Source organism: Kitasatospora sp. NPDC058115, from assembly GCF_042884635.1.
In the GTDB taxonomy this organism is placed as follows: domain Bacteria; phylum Actinomycetota; class Actinomycetes; order Streptomycetales; family Streptomycetaceae; genus Kitasatospora.
In genome coordinates this window covers 44034-66280 of sequence record NZ_JBHVTL010000028.1, presented here as the reverse complement: position 1 = coordinate 66280, position 22247 = coordinate 44034, and the positions used below count along the sequence as shown (strand labels likewise).

The following is a 22247-nucleotide window of genomic DNA, read 5'->3' as shown; positions in this document are numbered from 1 at the left end:
CTCCTTTGCCGAACCGCCAAGGGAGCGGCGGGGCGCAGCCGGACGCGGATCCGGGCGCGCGGGCGGCTTCCCGCCGGGGGCGGGCGGAAGGACTTTCGAGCAGCCCGGCCGCCTGGTCGGAACCGGGCCGCTTCCCGCGGGGAACGGTGGTGGTGGCAGGTAGGCAGGCCGGAGTCGGCCGGGCGGGTGTGCCCGCCACCGGTACCGGGGCGCGGGGCGGCGCGGCCGATCAAGTGCGCCGGGGTTTCAGAGGCCTCCTCCCCCGGGCCCGTAGCCGCCGTCCCCGATGTTGCCTCCCGGCCCGCCCGGGCCACCGGCGCAGATCGCCAGGCCGACGGACAGCACGACGAGGGCGGCCACCGCGAGCAGGGCGCGCAACCATGTCGGCAGGGGATCACCGAACAGCAGCACGGCGAGGAACCCCAGACCGGCGGGCACCATCACCGCGACACCGACGAGCTCGTTGTTCTCCATACGCCCCCCGAGGCGGAACACGGCCGGCCCTGCGCTGCCGTACCGGGGGTTCTACCCGCCTCGGCGACGCCGTGCACCGCTCGCGAGGGGCATCGCAGGGGGGAGCCGCCCGGTGGGCCGGGCCTGTCGGGTGGCCCGGGGGGCGGTACGCGGCCCTGGGGTCGGAGATCCTTTCACGGGCGCGCCGGCTGTTCGCTCGGCTACGGGGCGAAGGGGCCCGGGGCGGTGAAGGCGTGGGCGGCGAAGCGCTGGGCGATGTGGTGGTGGGTGGCGGCGTCCGGGTGGAGCCGGTCGGGCAGGGGGAGGGTGGTGGCGTCGGCCTCGCCGTAGAGGTTGCGGCCGTCGAGGTGGTGGAGGTTCGGGTCGTCGGCGGCGCGCTGTTCGACGATGCGGGCCAGTTCGTCGCGGATGACGCCCAGGGTCAGCTTGCCGCTCGCGCGCTCGGCGGGGTCTCCCGTCGCGAGGAAGCGGACCTGTCCGGCGGCGAGGGCGGCGAGGTCGAGGGTGCAGGGGCCGGGTGTGTCCTCGACCGCGGGGCACAGGATGGGCGAGACGACCAGCAGCGGGGTGTCGGGATGTCCCTCGCGAATGGTGTCGAGGAAGCCGTGGACGGCGGGGGTGAAGGCGCGCAGGCGCATCAGGTCCTGGTTGACCACGTTGATGCCGATCTTGATGCTGATCAGGTCGGCGGGGGTGTCCCGGAGGGTGCGGGCGGTGAAGGGGTCGAGCAGGGCGTTGCCGCCCAGGCCCAGGTTGATCAGCTCGACGTCTCCGGCGGCGGCGGCGAGGGCGGGCCAGGTGGTGGTGGGGCTCGCGGCGTCGGAGCCGTGGCTGATGGAACTGCCGTGGTGCAGCCAGACCCTGCGGCCCCGGTCCGGCGCGGGCTCGACGGGGGCGTCGGTCCGCAGGGCGAGGAGTTCGGTGGTCTCGTTGTAGGGCAGCCAGATCTCGATGTCCTTGATCCGGTCGGGCAGGCCGTCGAAGCGCAGGGTGCCGGCGGGGCCGGGGCGGTGCTCGGCGGTCCTGGTGGCGATGTCGATGGTCAGCGTGTCGCCGCCGGCCACGCTCGCCTGGCCGGTGAGGCGGCCGTCGACGAGCAGGTCGTAGAGGCCCTCGGGCCGTGCGGGCAAGCCCGTGTAGAGGGTCTTGGTGGGGATGGTGTCCAGTTCGAGGGCGGTGGCGCGGGTGCGGAAGGCCAGGCGGACGCCGGCGGGCTGGGACTGTGCCCTGGCCAGTTGCGGGTCCGTGCACTGGGCGCGGGCCCAGGCGGGCAGCCGGTGGGGCAGCAGGCCGCGCCCGGTCCGCTCCGGGGCGAGGGCCCCGCGCAGCAGGCCGGCGGTGATGGGCGTGGTGATCCAGGTGCGCGGATCGTGCTGGTGGTCCATGGTGTCGGCCTGCCCGTCGGGGTTGTCGTGAGGGGGCGGTTCATGCGCCGGGGGTGCAGGTCCCGCAGGGGCTCCCGACAGGACGTCTAGATGTCTAGATGTCTAGATGTCGGCGATGCTATCCCCCGTCGAGCGGCCGCCGGATGAACGAGCGGGGAATTTCACGGATCGCGCGCCGGGGGCCGGCCGCGCACTTCGACGCCCATGGGCCGACGGTCCGCCAGGTGGTCGCCGAGCCCGAACGCGCGGGCGCGGTGGAGGTCCGGCGCGGGGTCGGGGTCCGGCGCGGGGCGGGGTCGTCCCCGATGTTGCCCCCCCGATCCCCCTGCGCGGATGGCCGGGCCGACGGACAGCACGACGAGGGCGGACCACCGCGGGCAGGGCGCGCAACCGCGGAGGACGGCCGTCGTGGAGGGCGGGGCGGACCAGCACGGCGCCGGGGGTGAGCGGCCCGGTGAGCCGGTGACGCGGGCGGTGCGGCGGGTGGGCGGGCGGTGGTCCGGTCCGGGTGGGACGGGCCGAAGGCGGCGGGTGAGGACGTCCTGTCCGTCGGGGGCGTTCCCGCGTACGGCGGCCGTCGTGCACCACGCCGGAGCGCTGCCGCGGGCGCCGCGCCGCGGTCCGGTCATGGTCGGCCGGCCGTTGCGGGCGGAACGGCTGCCCCGGTGGGGAGCGGCCCCGCAGTCGGCGCCCGCGGGTGTCTCAGGTTCCGGCCGGAAGGGTCCGCACGAAGACGTCCGAAACGCCGTAGCTCTTGCCGGGGACGATGGGCATCCCCGATTCGAAGGCGAAGGCGGCGCCGTCACCGGTCATCGCCACCGGCCCGGGAATCGCGCCGACCGGGCTGCCGTCCGACCAGACGCTCACGATCTGCACCTGGTCGGTCTCCCGCTTCCACATGAAGATCGGCGGCACCAGGTGCGGCGGCCGCCCCTCCGGGCTGTCCGGCATGAGGAGCACGGTCCGGCCGTCGGCGCTGAGCGAGGCGCAGCTGGTGATGTTGGTGAACGGGGTCGGGCGGGTGGTACCGGTCGCCACCTCGCGGATGAACGTGGTCGACTTCTGGTCGTTCGCCGTCACCGGGCTGCTGTCGGTGCGGTTGAAGAGCACCAGCCCGCCGTCCGCGCTGAGGGACAGCCGGCCGCTCAGCGTCCGCTCCGGGGTCGACCCGTCGTGCGCGACGTCCACGATCTGGCGCTCGCCGGTGTTCCGGTCGAGGAGGTGGACATGGCCGGTGGAGGGGGAGCCGCGCCTGATGTAGGTGTACGCGATGCGCTGCCCGTCGTCGCTGACGACGGGTCCGGCCGCGTCGTAGAACTCGGTTCCGGTGTTGGGCCGGCTCACCCACTGCGTCGTGCCGTCCAGCAGGTCGCGCACGTACACCCGGATGCCCTGGTCCGCCCCCGGCCCCGAGGGGGCGCCCGCCGAGAACACGACGTAGCGGCCGGAGCCGCTGATCCGGGCGGTGAGTGTGTAGCCGCCGGTGTAGTCGCCGAGGTCCACGTCCACCCGCCGGGTGACGCCGGTCGGCAGGTCGCGCACGTACATGCCGTTGTCGTTCGACCGGATCACGACCCGGTCGCCCGCGGCGCTGAAGTCCTGCACGACCCCGGGGACGGCTCCGATCCTCACCCTCTCCACGGTGCCTTCCTGCAGGTCGCGCAGGTATCCCCGGGGCTGGTTGCCGGGGAGCGGTGAGTCGAAGGGCACGAGGTTCGTCGCCCACGAGGTGAACGCGACGTACCTGCCGTTGCGGCTGATCACCGCGTTGCCCGACCCCCCGTTGGCCTGCGTCCCGTCGGTGGCCCTGCTGACCCATACCGTCCCGGTGGCGCCGGCCGCGGGATCGGCGGCCGCCGTCCCCATCGGCAGCAGCGCCGCCAGCAGGCCGGCCCCCAGCACGCGCGTCATCGCGGGTAAAAGCCTTCGCATGTCCCCTCCTGAGCATCGGTGGCCCCGGCCCGACCCCCCTGCCGGCGCATGCCGCGATACAACCGCAGCGGGCCTGGGGCCGACAATCAGCCCGATGACGTACAACCTCGGGGACGCCTCGGTCGTCGGGGCCGCCGGGCAGCCGTGTGCACCCCTCGCCGGACGCCGCCCCTGGTGCGGGTGGGGCTGTGGTGGAGGGTTGCGGCCGGCGGTTCGGGGCACGGCCCCGCCGAGGTTGCCGAAGACGGCACGGTGGCCGGCGGGGGGTTGCTCGTGAGGAGCGGTGTCACGTCGATGCCGGGCGGCTGTCGATGCCGGGAGGCTGTCGTGGCCGGGAGGCGGTCGGCTCCGGTGGTGGTGGCGTCGGGCACGGTGGCGGGGGTCAGAAGCGCCGCCAGCGGGCGGAGGCGAACGAGAAGGCGCCGAACAGCAGCAGGCCCACCGCCGTGGCCGTGAGCAGTCCCGGGCCGGCGGGCGTGGCGGCGAAGGAGCGCAGGGTGTCGTCGATGCCCTTGGCGCGGTCCGGGTCGAACCGCACGGCCGCGGTGATGACGAAGACCCCCACTGCGGCGAACACCGCGCCGCGCGCCGTGTTGCCGACGATCCCGCCGGCCGTGACGGCGGCCCGGGTCCGCGGGCCCATCGCGCCGGTGTCCAGCTTGCGCAGGAACGTGCGCAGGAACGCGCGGACGGCGATCCCGGTGCCGACCCCGACCAGGACCGCGCCGGCCGCGCCGACCAGGACGCGGCCGCCGGGCAGGCCGAGTGCGGTGGCCGTCCAGTCCTTGGACGTGCGGTCGCTGTCGGAGGCGGCGCCGGCTCCCGCCGCGAAGACGGCGGTGCTCCAGCAGACCGAGGCGTAGAACGCCGCGCGCCCGGCGTCGAGGATCCTGCTGCCCGGCTTCCCGTGCCCCTGGCCGCCGGCCGTGGCGCTCACGGCGCGCCACAGCGCCATGCAGGCGAAGCCTGCGGCGAGCAGCCACAGCAGTGCCCGGCCGAAGGGCTGGTCCGCGATCCGCTGGAGCGCGCCCTGGCGGTCGGCCTCCTCGGAGCCGCCCCGGCCCAGGGCGATCCGCAGGGCGAGGTAGCCGACCAGGACGTAGACGACGCCGCGGGCGGTGAAACCGGCCCGGCCCGCCGAGCGCGGGAACCGCTCGCTCCAGGCCGGGTGCCGGCGCCGGGCGTGCTGTGCGGTGGACACCATGACTCCTCCTCCGTGGGGAGCGCGTGCCGCGCCCGGCGGCCCGTGTGCCCGCCTCCGCGGCGGGTACACGTGGGCGGCGTTGCGCCGTTGCGCCGTTGCGCCGCTGCGCCGTTGCGCCGGGGTGGCTCGCCGGCCGGGGCCGTGCCGGTCGTCCGTCCTCGTGGCGCGGACGGGACGTCATGGTCGTCCTGGGGCCATCGGGTTCGTCCGGGACCGTCGCGCGTGGCGGTCCCGGGGGGCGGTGAGCGAGGGGTGGTGGGATCGTGCGTCCGTGGGCCCCGGTCAGGAGCGGGGCGGCAGGCGGTGGAGCCGGACGTCGAGGAGCCGGCCGTCGTCGGCGCGGGCCGTGAGGAAGGTCGCGAACGGCTGACGGCGGCGGTCCGTGGGCGAGCCGGGGTTGAGCAGCCGCAGGCCGCCCGGGGTGGTGGTGTCCCAGGGGATGTGGCTGTGGCCGAAGACCAGGACGTCGGTGTCGGGGAACCGCGCCTCGCACCGCTGCTCGCGCCCGTGGGCCGGGCCGCTCTCGTGCACCACGGCGAAGCGCAGGCCCCGGAGTTCGACGCGGGCGGTCCCGGGCAGGCGCTCGCGCAGTGCGGGCCCGTCGTTGTTGCCGTGGACGGCGACCAGGCGCTCGGACCGCGCCAGCAGCAGGTCGAGGGTGGCGGTGTCGACCCAGTCGCCGGCGTGGAACACCACGTCGGCCTCGTCCACGGCCGCGAGCAGCGGTGCGGGCAGGTGCCGCGCACGCGTGGGGACATGGGTGTCCGAGGTGATCAGCAGGCGCATCCGGGACTCCGACGGGGCGGCGGGTGGCGGGTGATGGGTGGCGGGTGATGGTGGTGGGTCCGATCCTGCCCGGACCGCATCGCCGGGGGCGGGCGCAACGCCGGGGTGCGGCGCCCGCCCGGCCGGGGCCGCGTGGGGCGAACCGTTCCCGGCGGTGTCCGGCGTCCCGGCGGGCGGTGCCGTGCGGTCGGTAGCATCGGCCGCATGGCGGAGCGGGTGGAGCAGGCGGGGCCGGGCGAGCGGGCGGGGTGGCTGGACGAGCACGAGGACGAGGTCTGGAGCGGCTTCTTCGAGACCCAGGTGCTGTTCTGGCGCCGCCTCGCCCAGCAGTTGCAGCAGGAGACCGGCCTGTCCGAGCCGGACCTCGCCATCCTCCAGGCCCTGTCGGCCGCCCCCGGCGGGAAGCTGCGGCCCTACCGGCTGAGCGGGGTCACCCAGTTCGAGAAGAGCCGGCTGCACCACCACCTGACCCGGATGGCCGGGCGCGGCCTGGTCACCCGCGAGCCCTGCCCGGGGGCCGGGCGCGGCGCCGTGGTGGCCCTCACGGAGGAGGGCCGGGCCGCCGTCGCCGCCGCACTGCCCCGGCGTGCGGCGCACATCCGCCGCTGGCTGACCGGTCCGCTGACGGAGGATCAGCGGCGGGAACTCGTCGGCATCTGCGCCGACTTGACGCAACGGCTGAAGGACGACCGGCCCGCACCCTGAAACCCGCCGAAGCCGGTTGACGTGTCAACCCAGCACGCCCATGCTTGGGTTGACACGTCAACTCGATGCCGTACCGGGGGGACCGCCGTGCGCTTCCTGCTCCTGCCCCACCTTCCCGACCGGTCCAAGCCGGACCACGACCAGCTGCGCGAACTCGTCGACTACGCCGTGTTCGCCGAGGAGCTGGGCTTCGACGCCTACGGCATCGGCGAGCGGCACGACCGCCCCGCCGTCTCCAGCTCCCCGCCCGTCCTGCTCGCCCACATCGCCGCCCTCACCTCGCGGATACGGCTGTTCACCGCCGTCACCACCCTCGGCATGCTCGACCCGCTGCGCGCCTACGAGGACTACGCCACCGTGGACCACCTCGCCGGGGGCCGGCTGGACCTGATCGTCGCCAAGGGCGCCTACCCGCGTTCCTCGCGCCTGTTCGGCGTCACCCGGGAGAACCAGTGGGAGCTGCTGCAGGAGAACTACCTGCTGTTCCGCCGGCTGTGGCGGCAGGAGCGGGTCACCTGGCAGGGCCGGCTCGGCCGCTCGCTGGAGGACGCCGAGGCGCTGCCGCGCCCCTTGCGGCCCGAGATCCGCATCTGGCACGGCGCCGGGAGCAACCCGGACTCCGCCGACTTCGCCGCCCGCCACGGCGACCCGCTGTTCACCCCCAACGGCGCCGGCGCCATCGGCCCGTACGCCGCGATCGTGCGCCACTACCGGGAACGCTGGGCGGCGTACGGCCGCGACCCGGCGCGCGCCCTGGTCGGCGCGGGCACGGCGGGCTACTTCGGCGCCCGCACCTCGCAGGAGGCGGTGGCGCGTTACCGCCCGGTCTTCGAGGCCCGGCTGAAGGTCAACCGGGCCTTCGACGGTGCCTCGATCCGTTTCGACACCGTCGAGGAGTGGATCGAGCACGGCCCGGTGCTGGTCGGCAGCCCCCAGCAGATCGTCGAGAAGGTGCTGGGCCAGCACGCGCACTTCGGCCACGAGCTGCTCCACCTGCACGTGGACGGCGAGGTCCTGGACCGCGCCGACTACCTCGGCACGCTGGAGCTGTTCTTCGCGGAGATCGCCCCGGTGCTCCGCCGCGAACTGCCCAGCCGCCCGCTGGACGAGGCGTAGCGGCGCAGGGGGCCGGCCGGAACGGCCTGACCCGTCTGATCGAGGTCGGGCGGCTTCTCAGGGGCGTTCGACCGGCTGGTAGGGCTGGTGGTCGTGGCTGAGATGCAGGGACCGGTCGACGTAGCGCCAGGCGACGGTGCGTCTGCTCAGCGCCCATGCCTGGGAGCCGTGCCGGGCCTTTTCCACCCAGGTCCGGAGCTCGGGGAGCGCCTGTTCGCGCAGCACCTGGCGGGCGGTGGCCCGCTCGCTGCTCGCGACGGGGCCGACGGTGATCCACACGCTCGACCACCAGTCGGGAGGCAGGCCGGTGCCGTAGTTCGAGCCGGCCGGTGGCACCCACCTGGCCCTGAGGAGGGTTCCGTCCGTCCGGTGGTGGTCGGAGAAGCCGATCCGGAGGGTGCTGGAGGGCCTCTCGCCGAGGGCGGAGCAGATGTCCGTCGAGGTGAGCGGCCACGACAGGTGCCGCGGCAGACGGCGGTTTCGAGCTGGCACGCGCCCGAGAATCGCAGAGGTCCCGGTCGGGGCACCAGGGGATTTCGGCCCGGCCCTCCACGGGGCCGGCCGGATGGCGCCGGCGGCGATCCGCCGGGCACGGCTAGCCGGTGGGGGTGGTCGGGGGTGGTTCGGCAGCGGCCGGAGGTGCGGCGGTGCGGTGGCGTCGGCGCCGGGCTGTGCGCAGGGTGAGGCCGCTGCCGGCTGCGGCGGTGACGAGGACGGCGCTGACGCCGCCTGCGGCGGCGAGGATGTAGGGGAGGTTGCTGTCGAGGTGGTCCTCGTTGATGCGCAGGTAGGTGAGGCCGACGGTGGTGGAGGCGAGGGTGGCCAGGGCCGTCGTGACGGTGGAGGTGACCAGGGCCTCGGTGAGCTGGACGGCGGTCAGGCGGCGGCGGGCGATGCCGAGGGCGCGCAGGGCGAACCATTCCCGGCGGTGTCCGGCGTCCTCGGCGAGGGTCAGGACGGCGCCGAGGACGGTGATGGCGGCGGCGACGGTCAGCCCGAGCAGGACCCAGCTGCCGGTGCCGTCGAGGACCTCGGACAGCTGGTAGGAGTTGACCAGCCGGTAGGCGGGTGAGGAGGAGACGACCCAGGTTCCGGCGCTCTCCCAGGCGGCGGCGTCCACGGGGATGCGCATGTAGGTGGAGATCAGGAACGGGGTGCCCAGCGCGGCGAGGGCGCCGTCGTCGGGCGGCAGCACCATGAGGGCCTCGACCGGGGCGTCCGAGCCGGACGGCAGTTCCAGGGTCCCGGCAACGGGCGGAATGCTCGCCTGCCGTGTCCGGTCGGCGGAGCGCAGGATCAGCTCGCCCCCCGCACCCGGCGCTCCGCCCACGTGCGGTGAGTCAGCGGTGCGCAGCATCATCCGGCCGCCGGTGCAGTCGGGGAGGGGCCCGGCCAGGAGGGTTTCCAGCTGGGGGCAGGTGGCGACGAGCGCGGTGTGGGCGGGGCGGGTGGCGGGGTCCTGTCCGGGGGACCACAGGGCGACGGCGGGGACGGGGCCGCGGACGGCGTCCGGTGGCTCGCCGAGCCGCAGGGGCACGGCTTCCAGGGTCTCGGCCCTGGCGAGGAGGTCGGTGTGGCCGGCGGCCCGGGCGGCTGCGGCCCAGGGCAGGTTGGGCTGGGCCATGACCTGGGAGACCGGTTGGGCGGCGCCGACGGCGAAGACGGCGATGCCGACCATTCCGGCCACGCGGAAGCGGGTCTGCGGGTCCGCCGCCAGCCGTCGCATCGCCAGCAGCCAGACGACGCCGGCCTCGATGCGGCCCAGGAGCCGGGCCAGCCACTGGCCCGCCCAGGCGGCTGCGCTGGGCAGGCCCGCGCCCAGCAGCACGATGGCGGTCCACAACAGCGGGTCGCGGGCCTTGTGCCGGGCGTAGGCCGCCGCGAGGAGCAGCAGTCCGGCGCCGAACAGCAGCGCCACCCAGGGGCTGGTGAGCCGGACCGGTTTGAGGAAGCGCACACTGCGTGAGGCGCGGTCGGAGCCGGCCGCGGTGGCCGCGCCCAGGACCGCGGCGAGAGCGGTGACCCCGAGGACGGCGAGTGCCGACCGTCCGGCCGGCACGTGCAGGTCGGCGCCGAACAGCCGGCGGCCGGTGACCGGGAGGGCGAAGGTGTCCGGCAGCAGGAGGGGCCAGGCGAGCGCGGCCAGCAGTGCGCCGGCGGCGACCGGTGCGGCGCTCTCCAGCGCGCCGGCCAGCCGGGCGTGGGCGGCGGGCAGGCCGAGCAGGCGCAGGGCCTGGTAGCGGGTGGTGCGGACCTGGCGGCCGAAGCGGCTCGCGGTCAGGACGAGGGCGAGCGCGGGCATGACCAGGAACAGCATGCACCCCAGCGCCGGGTACCAGCCGAACCCTGGTCCTCCCCTGTCGCCGAAGCCCGTCAACGGGCCCTGCTGGGTTCCCAGTTCCTCCGGTGGCACGCCGACGTAGGCGAGCAGTTGGCCCGCGCCGGCGACGGCGGTTCGGGGAAGGACGTCGGTGTCCACCGTGGCGAACCACTCGGCGAGCGGGGAGCCGGTGCTGTGGATCAGCCGGTCCAGCGCGGGGCTGACCAGGGCCTGTCCCGGACGCGGCCAGGCGGAGATCCCCGGCGGGAACGGCCCGCGGCCGTCCGGGTCGGCGACCCGGACGATCTTGATGCGGCGGCCGTCGTGGTGGTGCTCCACTTCCGTCCACCCGGTCTCGGCCACCCCCTGCCTGCTGAACACCGGCTCGCCGCCGAAGCCGGGTGGCGGACCGAACACCGGCACCATCGCGCCGGAGCGGGCGCTCTCGCGTCCCTGCATCGCCGCCGCGCCGAACGTGGCCAGCACCCCCAGTGCGGCCACCGCACCGACCAGGGTGAGCAGCGCGACCCGGCGCCGCGCCCCACGGGACAGCACCGTGCGCCACGCGACCGCCACGGCCGTCGCCCAGGACGCGCTCACGCGGCTTCCACCACCCGTCCGCCGGCCAGGACCACGGTCCGGTCGGTGCGGGCCGCAAGGAGGCGGTCGTGGGTGACCAGCACCACCGCCGCCCCGTGCTCTCTGGCCTGTTCCAGGAGCAGGCCGAACACCACCTCGGAGTTGTGGTCGTCCAGGGCGCCCGTCGGTTCGTCGGCGAAGACCACGTCCGGGCGGTGCACCAGCGCACGCGCGATCGCCGCGCGCTGCAACTCGCCTCCGGACACCTCCCCCACGGTCCGGCGCCCCAACCGGCCGATCCCGAGCGCGTCCAGCTGCTGCGCCGCCCGCCTGCGTGCCTCGCCGGCCCGCACGCCTTGCAGGCGCACCGGCAGCGAGACGTTCTCCAGCAGCGTCAGCTCCGGCACCAGGTCTCCGAACTGGAAGACGAAGCCGAAGTGGGAGCGGCGCAGTTCGTCGCGCTGACGGGCCGTCATGTTCTCGACCGGCCGGTCACGGAAGAGGACGCTGCCGCTGTCGGCGAGGAGGAGTCCGGAGAGGCAGTGGAGCAGGGTGGTCTTCCCCGAGCCGGAGGCGCCCACCACTCCCACCACCTCTCCGGGGCCGATGCTCAGATCGACTCCTGCCACCGCGGGGGCCGGGCCGTAACTCAGGTGCAGGGCCCGGGCTTGCAGGACTGGTGGCACGCGTTCACTCCTCGCGGCGGCCGGTGAACCGACGGATCAGGTGGTGGTGGCGACCCACCTTGCTGCGGGCCGAGTGGTCCGAGTTGAACGAGTAGTGGACGTAACAGTAGTCACTGTCGTTGTGGTCGACGTCCCGGATGCTCCCGGCGCCCCGTGCGCGCCTCCGGCCGCTCCCGTGTGCGTGCCGCAGGCCCGGAGCGCGGTGCTCCGGGCCTGCGGTGGGTGCGGGGGCGGGGTCAGATCATGTGGAGGCCGCCGTTGACCTGGATGGTCTCGCCGTGGACGAAGCTCGCCGCGGGGGAGCACAGGAAGGTGATGACGGAGGCGACCTCCTCGGGGCGGCCGAGGCGGCCCATGGGGGTGGCGGCGAGGGCGTCGTGGCCGCGGGTGGCGACGTAGTCGCGGGTCATGGGGGTCTCGATGATGCCCGGGGAGACGGTGTTGACGCGGGCGTGGCCGCCCAGTTCCCAGGCGAGGCTGCGGGAGAAGGCGAGCAGGGCGCCCTTGGTCGCGGCGTAGTGGGCGTGGCGGATGCTGCCGCGGTGGCCCGCCATGGAGGCGAGGTTGACGATGGCGCCGTTCTTGTTGAGGTGCGGCAGGACGGCGCGGGTGAGGAAGAAGACGCCGTCGAGGTTGACGGACACGACGGTCCTCCACTGCTCGTCGGTCATGTCGGCGACGGCCTGTTCGGGGTAGATCCCGGCGGCGGGCACCAGGAAGTCGACCGAGCCGAACTCCTCGACGGCGGCGGCGACGAAGGCGGTGTTGCTCTGCGCCGAGGCCGCGTCCAGGTGCCGGGTCAGCACCCGGCCGGCGCCGGGCCCCAGGGAGGCGGCGAACTCCTCCAGGGCCGCCGGGTCGAGGTCGCCCAGCACCAGGTGGGCGCCGGCCGCGTGGAACTGGCGGGCGACCTCGCGGGCGATGGCGCCGCCCGCGCCGGAGAGCAGCAGGGTCCTGCCGTGGAAGGGGGTGGGGTCACTCGGCGGTGTCATTCTCGTCCTCGCGAAAGAGTTCGGGGTGCTGGACCAGCTGGAGCCGCGTGCGGCGGATGTGTCCGGTGAGGAAGCGTTCGGCGTCCTCGGGGTCGCCGCGCCGGATCGCCTCGATGATCAGGCGGTGTTCGGCGTGGATCAGTTCCCAGCCGGTGGCGTCGGTGATGCGGGCGAACGCGCGGCGGTAGTGCTGGGTGGTGTTCCAGAAGCGGTCCACCATCTCGGTGAGCTGGCCGGCCGGGCAGCCGGCGTAGGTGAGCAGGTGCAGGCGGCGGTCCAGGACGAGGAAGCGGTCGACGTCGGTGGTGGCCTCGATCCGGCCCGCGAGGTCGGCGAGTTCGGCGATCTGGGCGGCGCTCAGGTGCGGGATGCTCTCGCTGAGCGCGAGCGGTTCGAGGCGTTCCCTGATCTTGTAGACGCCCTCGCACTCGCGCATGTCCATCTTGGAGACCCAGGCGCCGCTGTTGGACTTGACGACGGTCAGTCCCTCGGCGGCGAGGATCCTCAGGGCCTCGCGGACCGGCAGGCGGCTGGCGCCGAGCCGTTCGGCGACCTGTTCCTGCATGATCCGGGCGCCGGGCGGCAGTTCGCCGTTCAGGATGGCGCGGCGCAGGTGGTCGGCGACCCGCTGGCTGGCGACGGCGGAGGCGTTCGGGCCGGTGGTCGGTTTCTGGGGCACGGCGGGTACGGCTCGCTTTCCGGTGCGCGGGCGGTGTTCAGTCGGAAGGCTGCCACAACGGCGTGGGCGTGCCGTGGGCGCACCTCTTGCCGTGCGGGTAGGAGACCAGTTCCAGCTGCATCCCCCAGGGGGTGAGGAAGTAGACCCAGCGCTGGCCCTGGCTGGGGCCGCTGCTCGCGGTCGGCTCGCCGAGGATCCGTACCCCGTGGCGGCGCAGGTGCTCGACGGCGGCGTCGAGGTCGGTGACGTAGAACGCCAGGTGGTGGCCGCCGATGTCGCTGTTGCGGGGCTGGTCCGTGCGCCGGTCGGGGGCCTCGTACGCGAAGATCTCGAAGTCGGGTCCGCCGGGGCAGCGCAGGAAGCGCAGTTCGCGCATGACGGCGCGCGGGTGCACGTTCAGGTGCTCGGTCATCCAGGTGCCCTCGTGGTGGAAGGGCCCGAGCGTGTAGAGGTGCCGGCAGCCGATCACCTCGACGAAGAAGCGGGTCGCCTCGTCGAGGTCGGGGACGGTGAAGCCGATGTGCTCGACCCCGGTGAGCCCCGGCAGTCCCTGGGGTGGGGCTTCCTCGCCCCCCGGTGAATGGATCCATTGACCTGGCATGGATATCACCCTGGTCTGCGCACAGTGCCGTAGTCAAGGGGATTCGCCGCCGCTGGAACATCACACTCCGATAACGGGGGTTGGCTATGGATCCATTCGCTGCGACAGTGCTGGTCGAAACACCTAGGGAGCTCATATGCCTACACACCGGAAACTGGCCGCGGCATCGCCCTGGACGCAGCTGACGGCGACCCGCAGGGACTGGCAGGACGCCGATCCCGCGTTGCTGACCTCGATGTTCGCCCAGACCCTGCTGATCAGGACCTTCGAGGAGTACGTCCTCGACCTCGCCTCCCAGGGGCTGGTCCACGGCCCGGCCCACTCCAGCATCGGCCAGGAGGGCGGCGCGGTCGGCTCCGTGCACGCGCTGACCAGCGCGGACTTCGTCGGCGGCTCGCACCGCGGCCACCACCAGTTCCTCGCCAAGGCGCTGGGCCACGTCGCCCCGCACGGCATCGACCCGCGCCTGCCGGTGAGCGAGGACGTGCGCACCGTCCTCACCCGCAGCCTCGCCGAGATCTGCGGCCTGGCCCGCGGCTTCTGCCGGGGCCGGGGCGGATCCATGCACCTGCAGTGGCGCGAGGCCGGGGCGATGGGCACCAACGCCATCGTCGGCGGCGGCGTCCCGCAGTCCGCCGGATTCGCCTGGTCGGCCCGCCAGGCCGGCACCGACGCCGTGTCGGTCGCCTACTTCGGCGACGGCGCGGTGAACATCGGCTCCGTCCTGGAGACCATGAACCTCGCCGCCGCCTGGAAACTGCCGCTCTGCTTCTTCATCGAGAACAACCGCTACGCCGTCTCCACCCACGTGGAGGAGGTCACCGCCGAACCCCGGCTGTCCGCACGCGGCCTGGGCTTCAACATCCCGTCCTGGCAGGTGGACGGCATGGACCCGCTCGCCACCCACCTCGCCATGCGCGAAGCCGTCGCCCACATGCGCGCCGGAGGCGGCCCCACCATCGTGGAGGCCGAGGTCTACCGCTACTACCACCAGAACGGCCCGTTCCCCGGCAGCGCGTTCGGCTACCGCACCAAGGACGAGGAACAGCAGTGGCGCGCCCGCGACCCGCTGGACCTCCTCGCCCGGCAGCTGACCGAACGCGCCGTCCTGGACGCCGCGGCCGTCGAGGAGTGCACGGCACGGGCCCGGGAACTGCTCGCCTCCATCGGCGACGAACTGCTGGAACCCGACCCCGACGGCAAGCCCGGAAAGCGCCGCATCAAGCCCGCCGAATGGCCCGACCCGTCCTTCCGCGACGTGGGCGTACGCGGCGACCTCTCGGAGTTCGACACCGTGCGCCAGGCCGACCTGGACACCTTCACCGGCGCCACCGCCGAGCGCCGGTTCATCGACGTCGTCTCCGAGGTGATGCGCCGCCGCATGGCCGAGGACGAGTCGATCGTCGTCATGGGCGAGGACGTCCACCGCCTCAAGGGCGGCACCAACGGCGCCACCAAGGGCCTGGCCGAAGCCCACCCCGACCGCTGCCTGGGCACCCCCATCAGCGAGAACGCCTTCGCCGGACTCGGCTGCGGCATCGCCCTGGACGGCCGCTACACACCCGTGGTCGAGTTCATGTACGCGGACTTCATGTGGGTCGCGGCCGACCAGATCTTCAACCAGATCGGCAAGGCCCGGCACATGTTCGGCGGCGACGGCGACGTGCCGCTCGTCCTGCGCAGCAAGGTCGCCATGGGCACCGGCTACGGCTCCCAGCACTCCATGGACCCCGCCGGCGTCTTCGCCACGGCGCCCGGCTGGCGGATCGTCGCCCCCTCCACCCCCTTCGACTACGTCGGCCTGATGAACTCCGCGCTGACCTGCAAGGACCCGGTGGTGGTGCTGGAGCACGTGGACCTGTACAACTCCACCGGCACCGGCCCGGTGGACGACCTCGACTACTGCCTGCCGGTGGGCAGGGCCGCGGTGCGCCGCACCGGCTCGGCCCTCACCGTCGTCTCCTACCTCGCGATGACCGGCCACGTCCTGGAGGCCGTCGAACAACTCGGGCTGGACGCCGAGGTGATCGACCTGCGCTGGCTGGACCGGGCCAGCCTGGACTGGGACACCCTCGGCGCGAGCATCCGCAAGACCAACAACGTGCTCCTCGCCGAACAGGGCCCCCTCGGCACCTCCTACGGCGGCTGGCTGGCCGACGAGATCCAGCGCCGCTACTTCGACTGGCTCGACCAGCCGGTCCAGCGCCTCACCGCCGGGGAGTCCTCCCCCAGCATCAGCAAGGTGCTGGAGCGCGCGGCCATCGCGCGGACCCCGGAGGCCGTGGCCGCCCTTCGCCGGACCACCGCCGACCGGCCCTGACCCCGCCCCCGACCCCACGTGACCCAGGAGGGTCCCCCATGGCCGAACTGTTCCGCATGCCGGCGGTGTCCGCCGACGACACGACGGGGGTGCTGTCCGCCTGGCCGGTGGCCGAGGGCGCCGCCTTCGCGGCCGGCGACGCGCTGATCTGCATCGAGACCGACAAGGCGGAGGTCGACGTCCCCGCCGAACACCCCGGCGTCCTGCTCAGGACGCTGTACGAGCCCGGCACCGTGATCGAGGTGGGCACCCCCGTCGCGGTCCTCGGCGCACCGGACGAGCCCGTCGGGGACCTCGACGCGCTGCTCGCCGAACTGGGCGTGGCCCCCGCCACCGCAGCGGACGTCATCCGCCCCGAACGCCGGACGGTCCCCGACTCCCCCGCCCCCCACGCCCCCGCACCGGCCGAACCCGCCGGGCCGGCCACGGCACCCGCAGCGCCCGCAGCAGCCGAGGCACCCGAGGCCGGCGGCGCCCCGCCCGTGCCCGGCGGGCGGCTGTTCAGCAGCCCCCTCGCCCGGCGGCTGGCCCGCGAGGCCGGGCTGGAACTGGCCGAGCTGACCGGCACCGGCCCCGGGGGCCGGATCGTGCGCCGCGACGTCGAGGCCGCCGTCGCCGCCCGGCACCGGGCGCAGCCGAGCGCCGTGCCCCGGGAACCGGCGCAGCGCACCGCGCCCCCCACGCCCCCGCTCCCGCCCGCCCCGCCCGCCCCGCCCACCCCGGCGGGCCCGGCCGCCCCGGCCGCCCCGTCCGCCCCGGCGGGCTCGGCGGGCTCGGCGGGCTCGGGCCACCAGGACATCCCGCACACCCGGATGCGGCGGGCCATCGCCGCACGGCTGACCGAGAGCAAGCAGCACACCCCGCACTTCTACCTCCGCGCCACCTGCGAGGTGGACGAACTGCTCGCCTTCCGCGAGCGGATCAACGCGGCGAGCCCGGTCAAGGTCTCCCTCAACGACCTCCTGGTCAAGGCCGCCGCGCTCGCGCACACGGCCGTCCCCGAGATGAACGCCACCTGGCACGCCGACGCCGTGCGCCGCTACGAGAGCGTGGACATCTGCATCGCCGTCGCCGCCGAGCGCGGGCTGCTGACGCCGGTGCTGCGCGGCGTCGAGCGCATGTCGCTGTCGGCGCTCGCCACCGCGACCCGCGAGCGCGCGCAGCAGGCGCGCGCCGGCACCCTGCGTCAGGGCGACCTGGAAGGCGGCTCCCTGACCATCTCCAACCTCGGGATGTACGGGGTCGAGGAGTTCGCCGCCATCATCAACCCGCCGCAGGCCGCGATCCTGGCCGTCGGCGCGGTCCGGGACCAGGCCGTGGTCCGCGACGGCGCGCTCACGGCGGCCAAGGCGATGACGGTGGTCCTCTCCGTGGACCACCGGCCGGTGGACGGCGCCGTCGCCGCCCGCTGGCTCGCCGCCTTCACCGGCGCGCTCAGCGACCCGATGCGGATCGTGGTCTGAGCCCGTCCCCCTCCCCCGGGCGGTGCGGCACGCGCCCCACCCCTCCCTTCGCGTGCCGCACCGCCCGGCCCCCGGCCGCGGTCCCGCGCCCCGCGGACCGCCTGGACCCTCCCCTTAAGGACACCGATGCCCCCCACCCCCGCGCCCCGCGACACCCTCGGCGACCTGGACAGACGCAACCTGCGCCGGCTGATGCCGCTGCTGCTGGCGGCCTACATCATGTCCTTCCTCGACCGGACCAACATCGGCCTGGCCAAGGAACGGCTGGAGGCCGACCTCGGTATATCCGCCGCCGCCTACGGGCTCGGCGCGGGACTGTTCTTCCTCACCTACGCGGCCTCCGAGATCCCCAGCAACCTGATCATGCACCGGGTCGGCGCCCGCTGGTGGATCACCCGGATCATGCTCACCTGGGGCGTCATCTCCGCCTGCATGGCGTTCGTCCAGGGGGAGAAGTCCTTCTACGCGATGCGGCTGCTGCTGGGCGCCGCCGAGGCGGGCCTGCTGCCGGGCATCCTCCTCTACTTCACGTACTGGTTCCGCTCCGGCACCCGGGCCCGGGCGATCGGCCTGCTGCTGCTCGGGGCTTCGATCGCCAGCGTGCTCGGCAACCCGCTGGGCGGCCTGCTGCTGGAGATGGACGGGATCGGCGGCTGGCACGGCTGGCAGTGGATGTTCGTCGTCGAGGGCCTTCCCTGCGTCCTGCTGGCCTTCGTCGTCCTCAAGTACCTCCCGGACGGCCCGGCCACGGCCCCGTGGCTGACCGCCAAGGAAGCGGCACTGGTCACCGAGGCGACCACCCGCGAGCAGGAGGAAGGCGCCAGGGCCGCCGGCACCAGCTCCGGTTCCCTGCTGACGGTGCTGCGCGACAAGCAGATGCTCATCGCCATCTTCGCCAACTGGACGCACCAGGTGGCGCTCTACTCCGTCGTCTACTTCCTGCCCGGCATCATCGGCGGCTGGGGACACCTGTCCCCGTTCACCATCGGGCTGCTGACCAGCCTGCCCTGGGTGACGGCCGCGATCGGTGCCGTCCTGGTGCCACCGCGCGCCACCACCCCCCGCCGCTCCCGCAACTTCGTGGTGACCGGCCTGCTGATGATGTTCGCCGGACTCCTCGTCGCCACCGTCGCCGGCCCCGTGATCGCCCTGCTCGGCTTCTGCTTCACCGGCCTGGCGTTCTTCGTCGTCCAGCCGCTCCTGTTCAACTTCCCCGGCACCCGCCTGGAGGGCCGCACACTCGCCGGCGGCCTCGCCCTGCTCAACACGGTCGGCATCACCGGCGGCTTCGTCGGCCCCTACGTCATGGGCTGGGCCGAGGAGAGCACCGGCAACCACCTGGCCGGCCTGTGGATCTCCGTCGTGCTGCTGGCCCTCGGCGCCGCGGCCGCCACCCGCCTGCGGTTCTCCGCCACGGACCAGCGCCACGGCGCGAGCTGACACCTGCCCCCGTCCGCCCCGCCCGGGCCCACCACGTGGGTCCGGGCGGAACCGGGCGCGGGGCGGGCGGGTGCGGCTTGACGGGGGCCCGGCCCGGGCATTGCACCGGGGAAGCGCCGGCGGGCGCGGAAAGAAAAAGGGGGGTCCGGTTGTGGGGTGGGTCGTCGTGCTGGCCGTGGCCGCCACGCTGACGGCGTTCGGCGCCTTCCGCTTCCGGCGGGCGCGCCGCGCGTTCTTCGACGCACTGGTGGTCCCGCGGGCGCAGGAGGAGGAACTGACGGTGTACGAGGTCGCCTACCTCCACGGGGGAAGGCGGTCGCTGGCGCGGACGGTGCTGGCCTCGATGGTGCTCGGCGGCCGGGTGTCGGTGGCGGACGGGGTGCTCACCGTGGTGGACCCCGTGGCGCGCGACGCCGTCGAGGCGGAGGTCGTCCGGGTGTTCGGGCGGGCGCCGCGGCGCCGGGCCTGGCGGCGGATGGAACGGCTGCAGCGCTCCCCCGGCCTCACCGCCGTCGGCCGGCGGCTCGGCGACCAGGGACTGACCGCCCACCCCTCCCGCCTGCGGGCGCTCGAACGGGCCGACGACCAGCTGGCCGTGATCCGCATGGCCTCCTTCGCGCTCGGCGTCACGGCCGTCTGGATGGTCGCCGCCCGGGGCTTTCCCGACCCCCTGGTCCCGGGAGTCGCCACCTTCCTGCTCGTCGTGGCGGGCTGGTGGGCGGCCAGGGACCGGCTCCTGCGGTCCGGCGGGACCACGCAGGCGGGCCGCGCGGCCCTCGCCGCCCACCAGGAACGCCACCAGCCGTGGTGCCCCCGCATCCACGACCCGCTCGGCGACCAGGACGCCGCATTCCTCGGCAAAGCCACCCGCGGCGAATTCCACGGCAGGCTCGGCGCGTTGAACAAGGCCCTCAGCCCGCCCCCGCAGACGCCGCCGCCCTTCGAGGACCCGCCGGGCCTGGGCGGCCTGTGACGGGCCGCAACCGGGCGCAGGCGGGCCCGGGCCCCGACACCGCGGCGCGCGCGAGGGCCGCCGCCGGACGGCGACCGGCCGCCGGGGCTCCCGGCCGGGAGGGCCGCGGCACCGCAGCCGGCAAGGGCCTGTCGGTGAGCAACTCCCTTCCCTACAATGCGAATCCGGCCGGCCGCCGGCGATGACGGCGGGCCGGTGACGACGGTCGAGGGGCGGGCGCGATGAGTGGCGATCGACTGAGGGTTCCGCACGAGTACCGGGTGGCGACCACACGGGTCGGGGGGCTCGCGTTCACCGTGCTGCTGCTGTCCTTCGGGGCCCTGCTGCCGATCTGGAGCGACAAGGAGTTCGCGCCCTCCACCAAGGCGATCGGCTCGCTGCTGGTGATCGGCTTCTGCCTGCTGGTGATCGTCGGCGTCGCCCGGGCCGGCACCCTGCTCACCACCGAGGGGATCACCGTGCGCGGAGTGGTGCGCCGCCGCCGGCTGCCCTGGGCCGGCATCACCCGGTTCGTCAAGGTGCCCAACCCGAACGCGCACACCGGCCGCGGCGCACCCGCGTTCCTCGTCCACGCGCTGCGCACCGACGGCCGCACGGTCCACCTCCCCTACGTCGACGACAAGCACGTCCTGGTGGACCGCGAAGTCGAACGGCTGAACGCGCTGCTGGCCGAACACCGCGCCGACGCCGACGGCGACTGAACCCGGGAGACGACGTCCGGCCCGCGGCCACCCGCACGAAGCCCCGCCCGCCGCGCGCGCGGCGGGCGGGGGCCGGATCGCTGCCAGGGCGATGCCAGGGGGATGCCGGCGGTGTGCCGGCGCGGTGCGGAACCGTCGCCCGTACCGGACGGTGCGGCGTGACCAGGAGCGCCGACGACGGTCCGGACCGTCGACGAAGGGGCATCCACGTGACTCGCATCTTTGCTTCCCCCCGCCCGGCCACCCGGCCGCCGCGCAGGGCCGGGGCCCGCCGCGCCGCGAACCGGCGGCAGGCAGCCTTGCGGCGCCTGGCCGCGGCCACCGCCGCGGCCGCGCTGACGGCCCTGCTGTGCCCGGCCGGGGCGGTGGCCGCACCGCACGGCACCCCGGTGCCGCGGGTCGACTGGGCGGCGTGCGGGGGCGGCCTGGAGTGCGCGACCGTCCGCGTGCCGCTGGACCACCACGACCCGCGCGGGGCCGGGATCGACCTCGCCGTCATCCGGCACCCGGCCGATGACCGGGCGCAGCGGATCGGCTCGCTGTTCTACAACCCCGGCGGCCCGGCCGTGCCCGGCACCGTGGCCCTGCCCGCAATGCTCGGCCGGTTCCCCGAGGAGGTGCGCCGGCGCTTCGACATCGTCTCCTTCGACCCGCGCGGCACCGGCGCCAGTGCGCCCGTCCGGTGCTTCGACGACCCGGCGCACGAGCAGGACCTGCTGGCGGGAACGGCCGCCGGCTATCCCGAGGGCGCGGACGAGCAGAAGGCCTGGGCCGAGGCCTACGGGCGCCTCGCCCGGCAGTGCGCGGCCCGCGAGCCCGGCCTGCTGGCGCACATCTCCACCGCGGACGTGGCCCGGGACATGGACCTGCTGCGCCGGGCGGTCGGCGACCGGCAGCTCAGCTACCTGGGCACCTCCTACGGCGCCTACCTCGGTGCCACCTACGCCAACCTGTTCCCCGGCCGGGTGCGCGCGATGGTCCTCGACAGCGCCCCGGACCCCGTCGCCTGGTCGACCGGCCACGGACAGCAGGCCGCCACCACGGGCACCCTGCTGCGCAACGGCACCGACGTGGCCGCCGCCCGCGTCCTCGACGTCTTCCTCGACCGGTGCGCCCGGGCCGGCCGCGAGGCCTGTGCGTTCTCCGCCGGGTCGCCCGGCGCCACCCGCGCCCGGTACGGCGAGTTGCTGCAGCGGCTGCGCGCCCGTGCGGTCGCGGTCGGCGGCGTGACCTTCACCGCCGGCTCGGCGGTGGAGGCCACGATCGTCTCCCTGTACGCCCCGAACCCCGTCCCGCAGCTGCCGGGCACCGGCTGGGCCGGGCTCGGCATGATGCTCCAGGCGCTGTGGACGGCCACCGAGGCGCCGGGCACGCCGGGCACGCCGGGCACGCCGCTGCCGCCCGTCGCGCGCCGGTCTCCGGACCAGGCGCTCGCGCTGGTCTGCTCCGACAGCGCCAACCCGCCCGCCCGGGCCGACTACCCCGCCCTGGCCGCCTCCGCCCGCACCCGTTCGGGCGAGGCCGGCCCGTACTTCGCCTGGGCCGACGAGCGCTGCGCCGACTGGCCCGTGCGCGACGGCGACCGCTACGACGGCCCGTGGAACCGGCCGACCTCCCGCCCGCTCCTGGTCGTCGCCAACACCGGTGACCCGGCCATGCCGTACGAGGGGTCGCGCGCGATGGCCCGCTCGCTCGCCCGTGCGCGGTTGCTGAGCGTCGACGGCTACGGCCACACCGTGCTGGCCAACCCCAGCGGCTGCGCCGCCGGGTACGAGGCCCGCTACCTGCTCGACGGCGTCCTGCCCGCCCCCGGCACGGTGTGCGCGCCCGACGAGGCGCCGTTCGGCGGCTGACCGCACCTGCGGCCGCGCCGGCCGTCCCGGGGGCGCGG

19 protein-coding genes are annotated in these 22247 nt (G+C 74.8%); 8 read left to right on the top strand and 11 right to left on the bottom strand.

Going from position 1 to position 22247, the window contains the following annotated elements; all coding sequences use genetic code 11:
• Window positions 1–246: 246 nt before the first annotated feature.
• The 5 genes from ACFVVL_RS27450 to ACFVVL_RS27430 all read right to left on the bottom strand — a co-directional run bounded on the left by ACFVVL_RS27450 (window position 247) and on the right by ACFVVL_RS27430 (window position 5781).
• Complete coding sequence (locus tag ACFVVL_RS27450; RefSeq protein ID WP_380294252.1) at window positions 247–474, bottom strand: hypothetical protein; 228 nt, start codon at window positions 472–474, stop codon at window positions 247–249.
• 200 nt (window positions 475–674) lie between these two features.
• The gene (locus ACFVVL_RS27445) at window positions 675–1859 is read right to left on the bottom strand and encodes a GDSL-type esterase/lipase family protein (RefSeq protein ID WP_387679787.1); all 1185 of its coding nucleotides are present in this window, start codon (window positions 1857–1859) and stop codon (window positions 675–677) included.
• A gap of 702 nt (window positions 1860–2561) precedes the next feature.
• Entirely contained in the window at window positions 2562–3770 is a 1209-nt protein-coding gene (locus ACFVVL_RS27440; protein WP_387679784.1) for a hypothetical protein, read from the bottom strand.
• Between the two features lie 403 nt (window positions 3771–4173).
• Window positions 4174–4995, bottom strand: coding sequence for a DUF1206 domain-containing protein (locus ACFVVL_RS27435; RefSeq protein ID WP_387679781.1), 822 nt, complete (start codon window positions 4993–4995; stop codon window positions 4174–4176).
• A gap of 282 nt (window positions 4996–5277) precedes the next feature.
• Window positions 5278–5781: a metallophosphoesterase family protein gene (locus ACFVVL_RS27430; RefSeq protein WP_387679778.1), complete on the bottom strand. Its 504-nt coding sequence runs from the start codon at window positions 5779–5781 to the stop codon at window positions 5278–5280.
• A gap of 204 nt (window positions 5782–5985) precedes the next feature.
• Here ACFVVL_RS27430 and ACFVVL_RS27425 point away from each other — a divergent pair, with 204 nt between their 5' ends.
• Window positions 5986–6486: a MarR family winged helix-turn-helix transcriptional regulator gene (locus tag ACFVVL_RS27425; protein WP_380294257.1), complete on the top strand. Its 501-nt coding sequence runs from the start codon at window positions 5986–5988 to the stop codon at window positions 6484–6486.
• A gap of 87 nt (window positions 6487–6573) precedes the next feature.
• Window positions 6574–7602: an LLM class flavin-dependent oxidoreductase gene (locus ACFVVL_RS27420; protein ID WP_380294258.1), complete on the top strand. Its 1029-nt coding sequence runs from the start codon at window positions 6574–6576 to the stop codon at window positions 7600–7602.
• 57 nt (window positions 7603–7659) lie between these two features.
• Here ACFVVL_RS27420 and ACFVVL_RS27415 read toward each other — a convergent pair whose 3' ends face one another.
• The 6 genes from ACFVVL_RS27415 to ACFVVL_RS27390 form a co-directional block, all read right to left on the bottom strand.
• Complete coding sequence (locus ACFVVL_RS27415) at window positions 7660–8094, bottom strand: hypothetical protein (RefSeq protein WP_387679774.1); 435 nt, start codon at window positions 8092–8094, stop codon at window positions 7660–7662.
• A gap of 103 nt (window positions 8095–8197) precedes the next feature.
• Window positions 8198–10522 carry a hypothetical protein gene (locus tag ACFVVL_RS27410; protein WP_387679770.1) on the bottom strand — a complete coding sequence of 775 codons (2325 nt, stop codon included), beginning with the start codon at window positions 10520–10522 and terminating at the stop codon, window positions 8198–8200.
• Window positions 10519–11187 carry an ABC transporter ATP-binding protein gene (locus ACFVVL_RS27405; protein WP_380294261.1) on the bottom strand — a complete coding sequence of 223 codons (669 nt, stop codon included), beginning with the start codon at window positions 11185–11187 and terminating at the stop codon, window positions 10519–10521. Before ACFVVL_RS27405 ends, ACFVVL_RS27410 begins: the two co-directional genes overlap by 4 nt.
• A gap of 236 nt (window positions 11188–11423) precedes the next feature.
• Window positions 11424–12179 (bottom strand): SDR family NAD(P)-dependent oxidoreductase, encoded by a 756-nt coding sequence (locus tag ACFVVL_RS27400; protein ID WP_387679767.1) that lies wholly within the window; start codon window positions 12177–12179, stop codon window positions 11424–11426.
• Window positions 12163–12858, bottom strand: coding sequence for a GntR family transcriptional regulator (locus ACFVVL_RS27395; RefSeq protein ID WP_380294263.1), 696 nt, complete (start codon window positions 12856–12858; stop codon window positions 12163–12165). The genes ACFVVL_RS27400 and ACFVVL_RS27395 overlap by 17 nt, the downstream gene beginning before the upstream one ends.
• 37 nt (window positions 12859–12895) lie before the next feature.
• Complete coding sequence (locus ACFVVL_RS27390; protein ID WP_380294264.1) at window positions 12896–13459, bottom strand: VOC family protein; 564 nt, start codon at window positions 13457–13459, stop codon at window positions 12896–12898.
• A 136-nt stretch (window positions 13460–13595) separates the two neighbouring features.
• Here ACFVVL_RS27390 and ACFVVL_RS27385 point away from each other — a divergent pair, with 136 nt between their 5' ends.
• The 6 genes from ACFVVL_RS27385 (at window position 13596) to ACFVVL_RS27360 (ending at window position 22209) form a co-directional block, all read left to right on the top strand.
• Window positions 13596–15779: a thiamine pyrophosphate-dependent enzyme gene (locus ACFVVL_RS27385; RefSeq protein ID WP_387679763.1), complete on the top strand. Its 2184-nt coding sequence runs from the start codon at window positions 13596–13598 to the stop codon at window positions 15777–15779.
• 38 nt (window positions 15780–15817) lie between these two features.
• Complete coding sequence (locus ACFVVL_RS27380; protein WP_387679760.1) at window positions 15818–17242, top strand: dihydrolipoamide acetyltransferase family protein; 1425 nt, start codon at window positions 15818–15820, stop codon at window positions 17240–17242.
• 126 nt (window positions 17243–17368) lie between these two features.
• Window positions 17369–18682, top strand: coding sequence for an MFS transporter (locus tag ACFVVL_RS27375; protein ID WP_380298158.1), 1314 nt, complete (start codon window positions 17369–17371; stop codon window positions 18680–18682).
• A 151-nt stretch (window positions 18683–18833) separates the two neighbouring features.
• On the top strand, window positions 18834–19655 hold the full coding sequence (locus ACFVVL_RS27370; RefSeq protein WP_387679757.1) for a TIGR04222 domain-containing membrane protein: 822 nt from the start codon (window positions 18834–18836) through the stop codon (window positions 19653–19655).
• Window positions 19656–19876: 221 nt separating this feature from the next.
• Window positions 19877–20356, top strand: coding sequence for a hypothetical protein (locus ACFVVL_RS27365; protein WP_380298161.1), 480 nt, complete (start codon window positions 19877–19879; stop codon window positions 20354–20356).
• Between the two features lie 299 nt (window positions 20357–20655).
• The gene (locus tag ACFVVL_RS27360; RefSeq protein ID WP_387679754.1) at window positions 20656–22209 is read left to right on the top strand and encodes an alpha/beta hydrolase; all 1554 of its coding nucleotides are present in this window, start codon (window positions 20656–20658) and stop codon (window positions 22207–22209) included.
• The last annotated feature ends 38 nt before the right edge of the window (window positions 22210–22247 follow it).

Bases quoted from the DNA above. Each gene is read 5' to 3' on its own strand.
- ACFVVL_RS27450 (WP_380294252.1), bottom strand. From the start codon at position 474: ATGGAGAACAACGAGCTCGTCGGTGTCGCGGTGATGGTGCCCGCCGGT.
- ACFVVL_RS27445 (WP_387679787.1), bottom strand. From the start codon at position 1,859: ATGGACCACCAGCACGATCCGCGCACCTGGATCACCACGCCCATCACC.
- ACFVVL_RS27440 (WP_387679784.1), bottom strand. From the start codon at position 3,770: ATGACGCGCGTGCTGGGGGCCGGCCTGCTGGCGGCGCTGCTGCCGATG.
- ACFVVL_RS27435 (WP_387679781.1), bottom strand. From the start codon at position 4,995: ATGGTGTCCACCGCACAGCACGCCCGGCGCCGGCACCCGGCCTGGAGC.
- ACFVVL_RS27430 (WP_387679778.1), bottom strand. From the start codon at position 5,781: ATGCGCCTGCTGATCACCTCGGACACCCATGTCCCCACGCGTGCGCGG.
- ACFVVL_RS27425 (WP_380294257.1), top strand. From the start codon at position 5,986: ATGGCGGAGCGGGTGGAGCAGGCGGGGCCGGGCGAGCGGGCGGGGTGG.
- ACFVVL_RS27400 (WP_387679767.1), bottom strand. From the start codon at position 12,179: ATGACACCGCCGAGTGACCCCACCCCCTTCCACGGCAGGACCCTGCTG.
- ACFVVL_RS27390 (WP_380294264.1), bottom strand. From the start codon at position 13,459: ATGCCAGGTCAATGGATCCATTCACCGGGGGGCGAGGAAGCCCCACCC.
- ACFVVL_RS27385 (WP_387679763.1), top strand. From the start codon at position 13,596: ATGCCTACACACCGGAAACTGGCCGCGGCATCGCCCTGGACGCAGCTG.
- ACFVVL_RS27380 (WP_387679760.1), top strand. From the start codon at position 15,818: ATGGCCGAACTGTTCCGCATGCCGGCGGTGTCCGCCGACGACACGACG.
- ACFVVL_RS27375 (WP_380298158.1), top strand. From the start codon at position 17,369: ATGCCCCCCACCCCCGCGCCCCGCGACACCCTCGGCGACCTGGACAGA.
- ACFVVL_RS27365 (WP_380298161.1), top strand. From the start codon at position 19,877: ATGAGTGGCGATCGACTGAGGGTTCCGCACGAGTACCGGGTGGCGACC.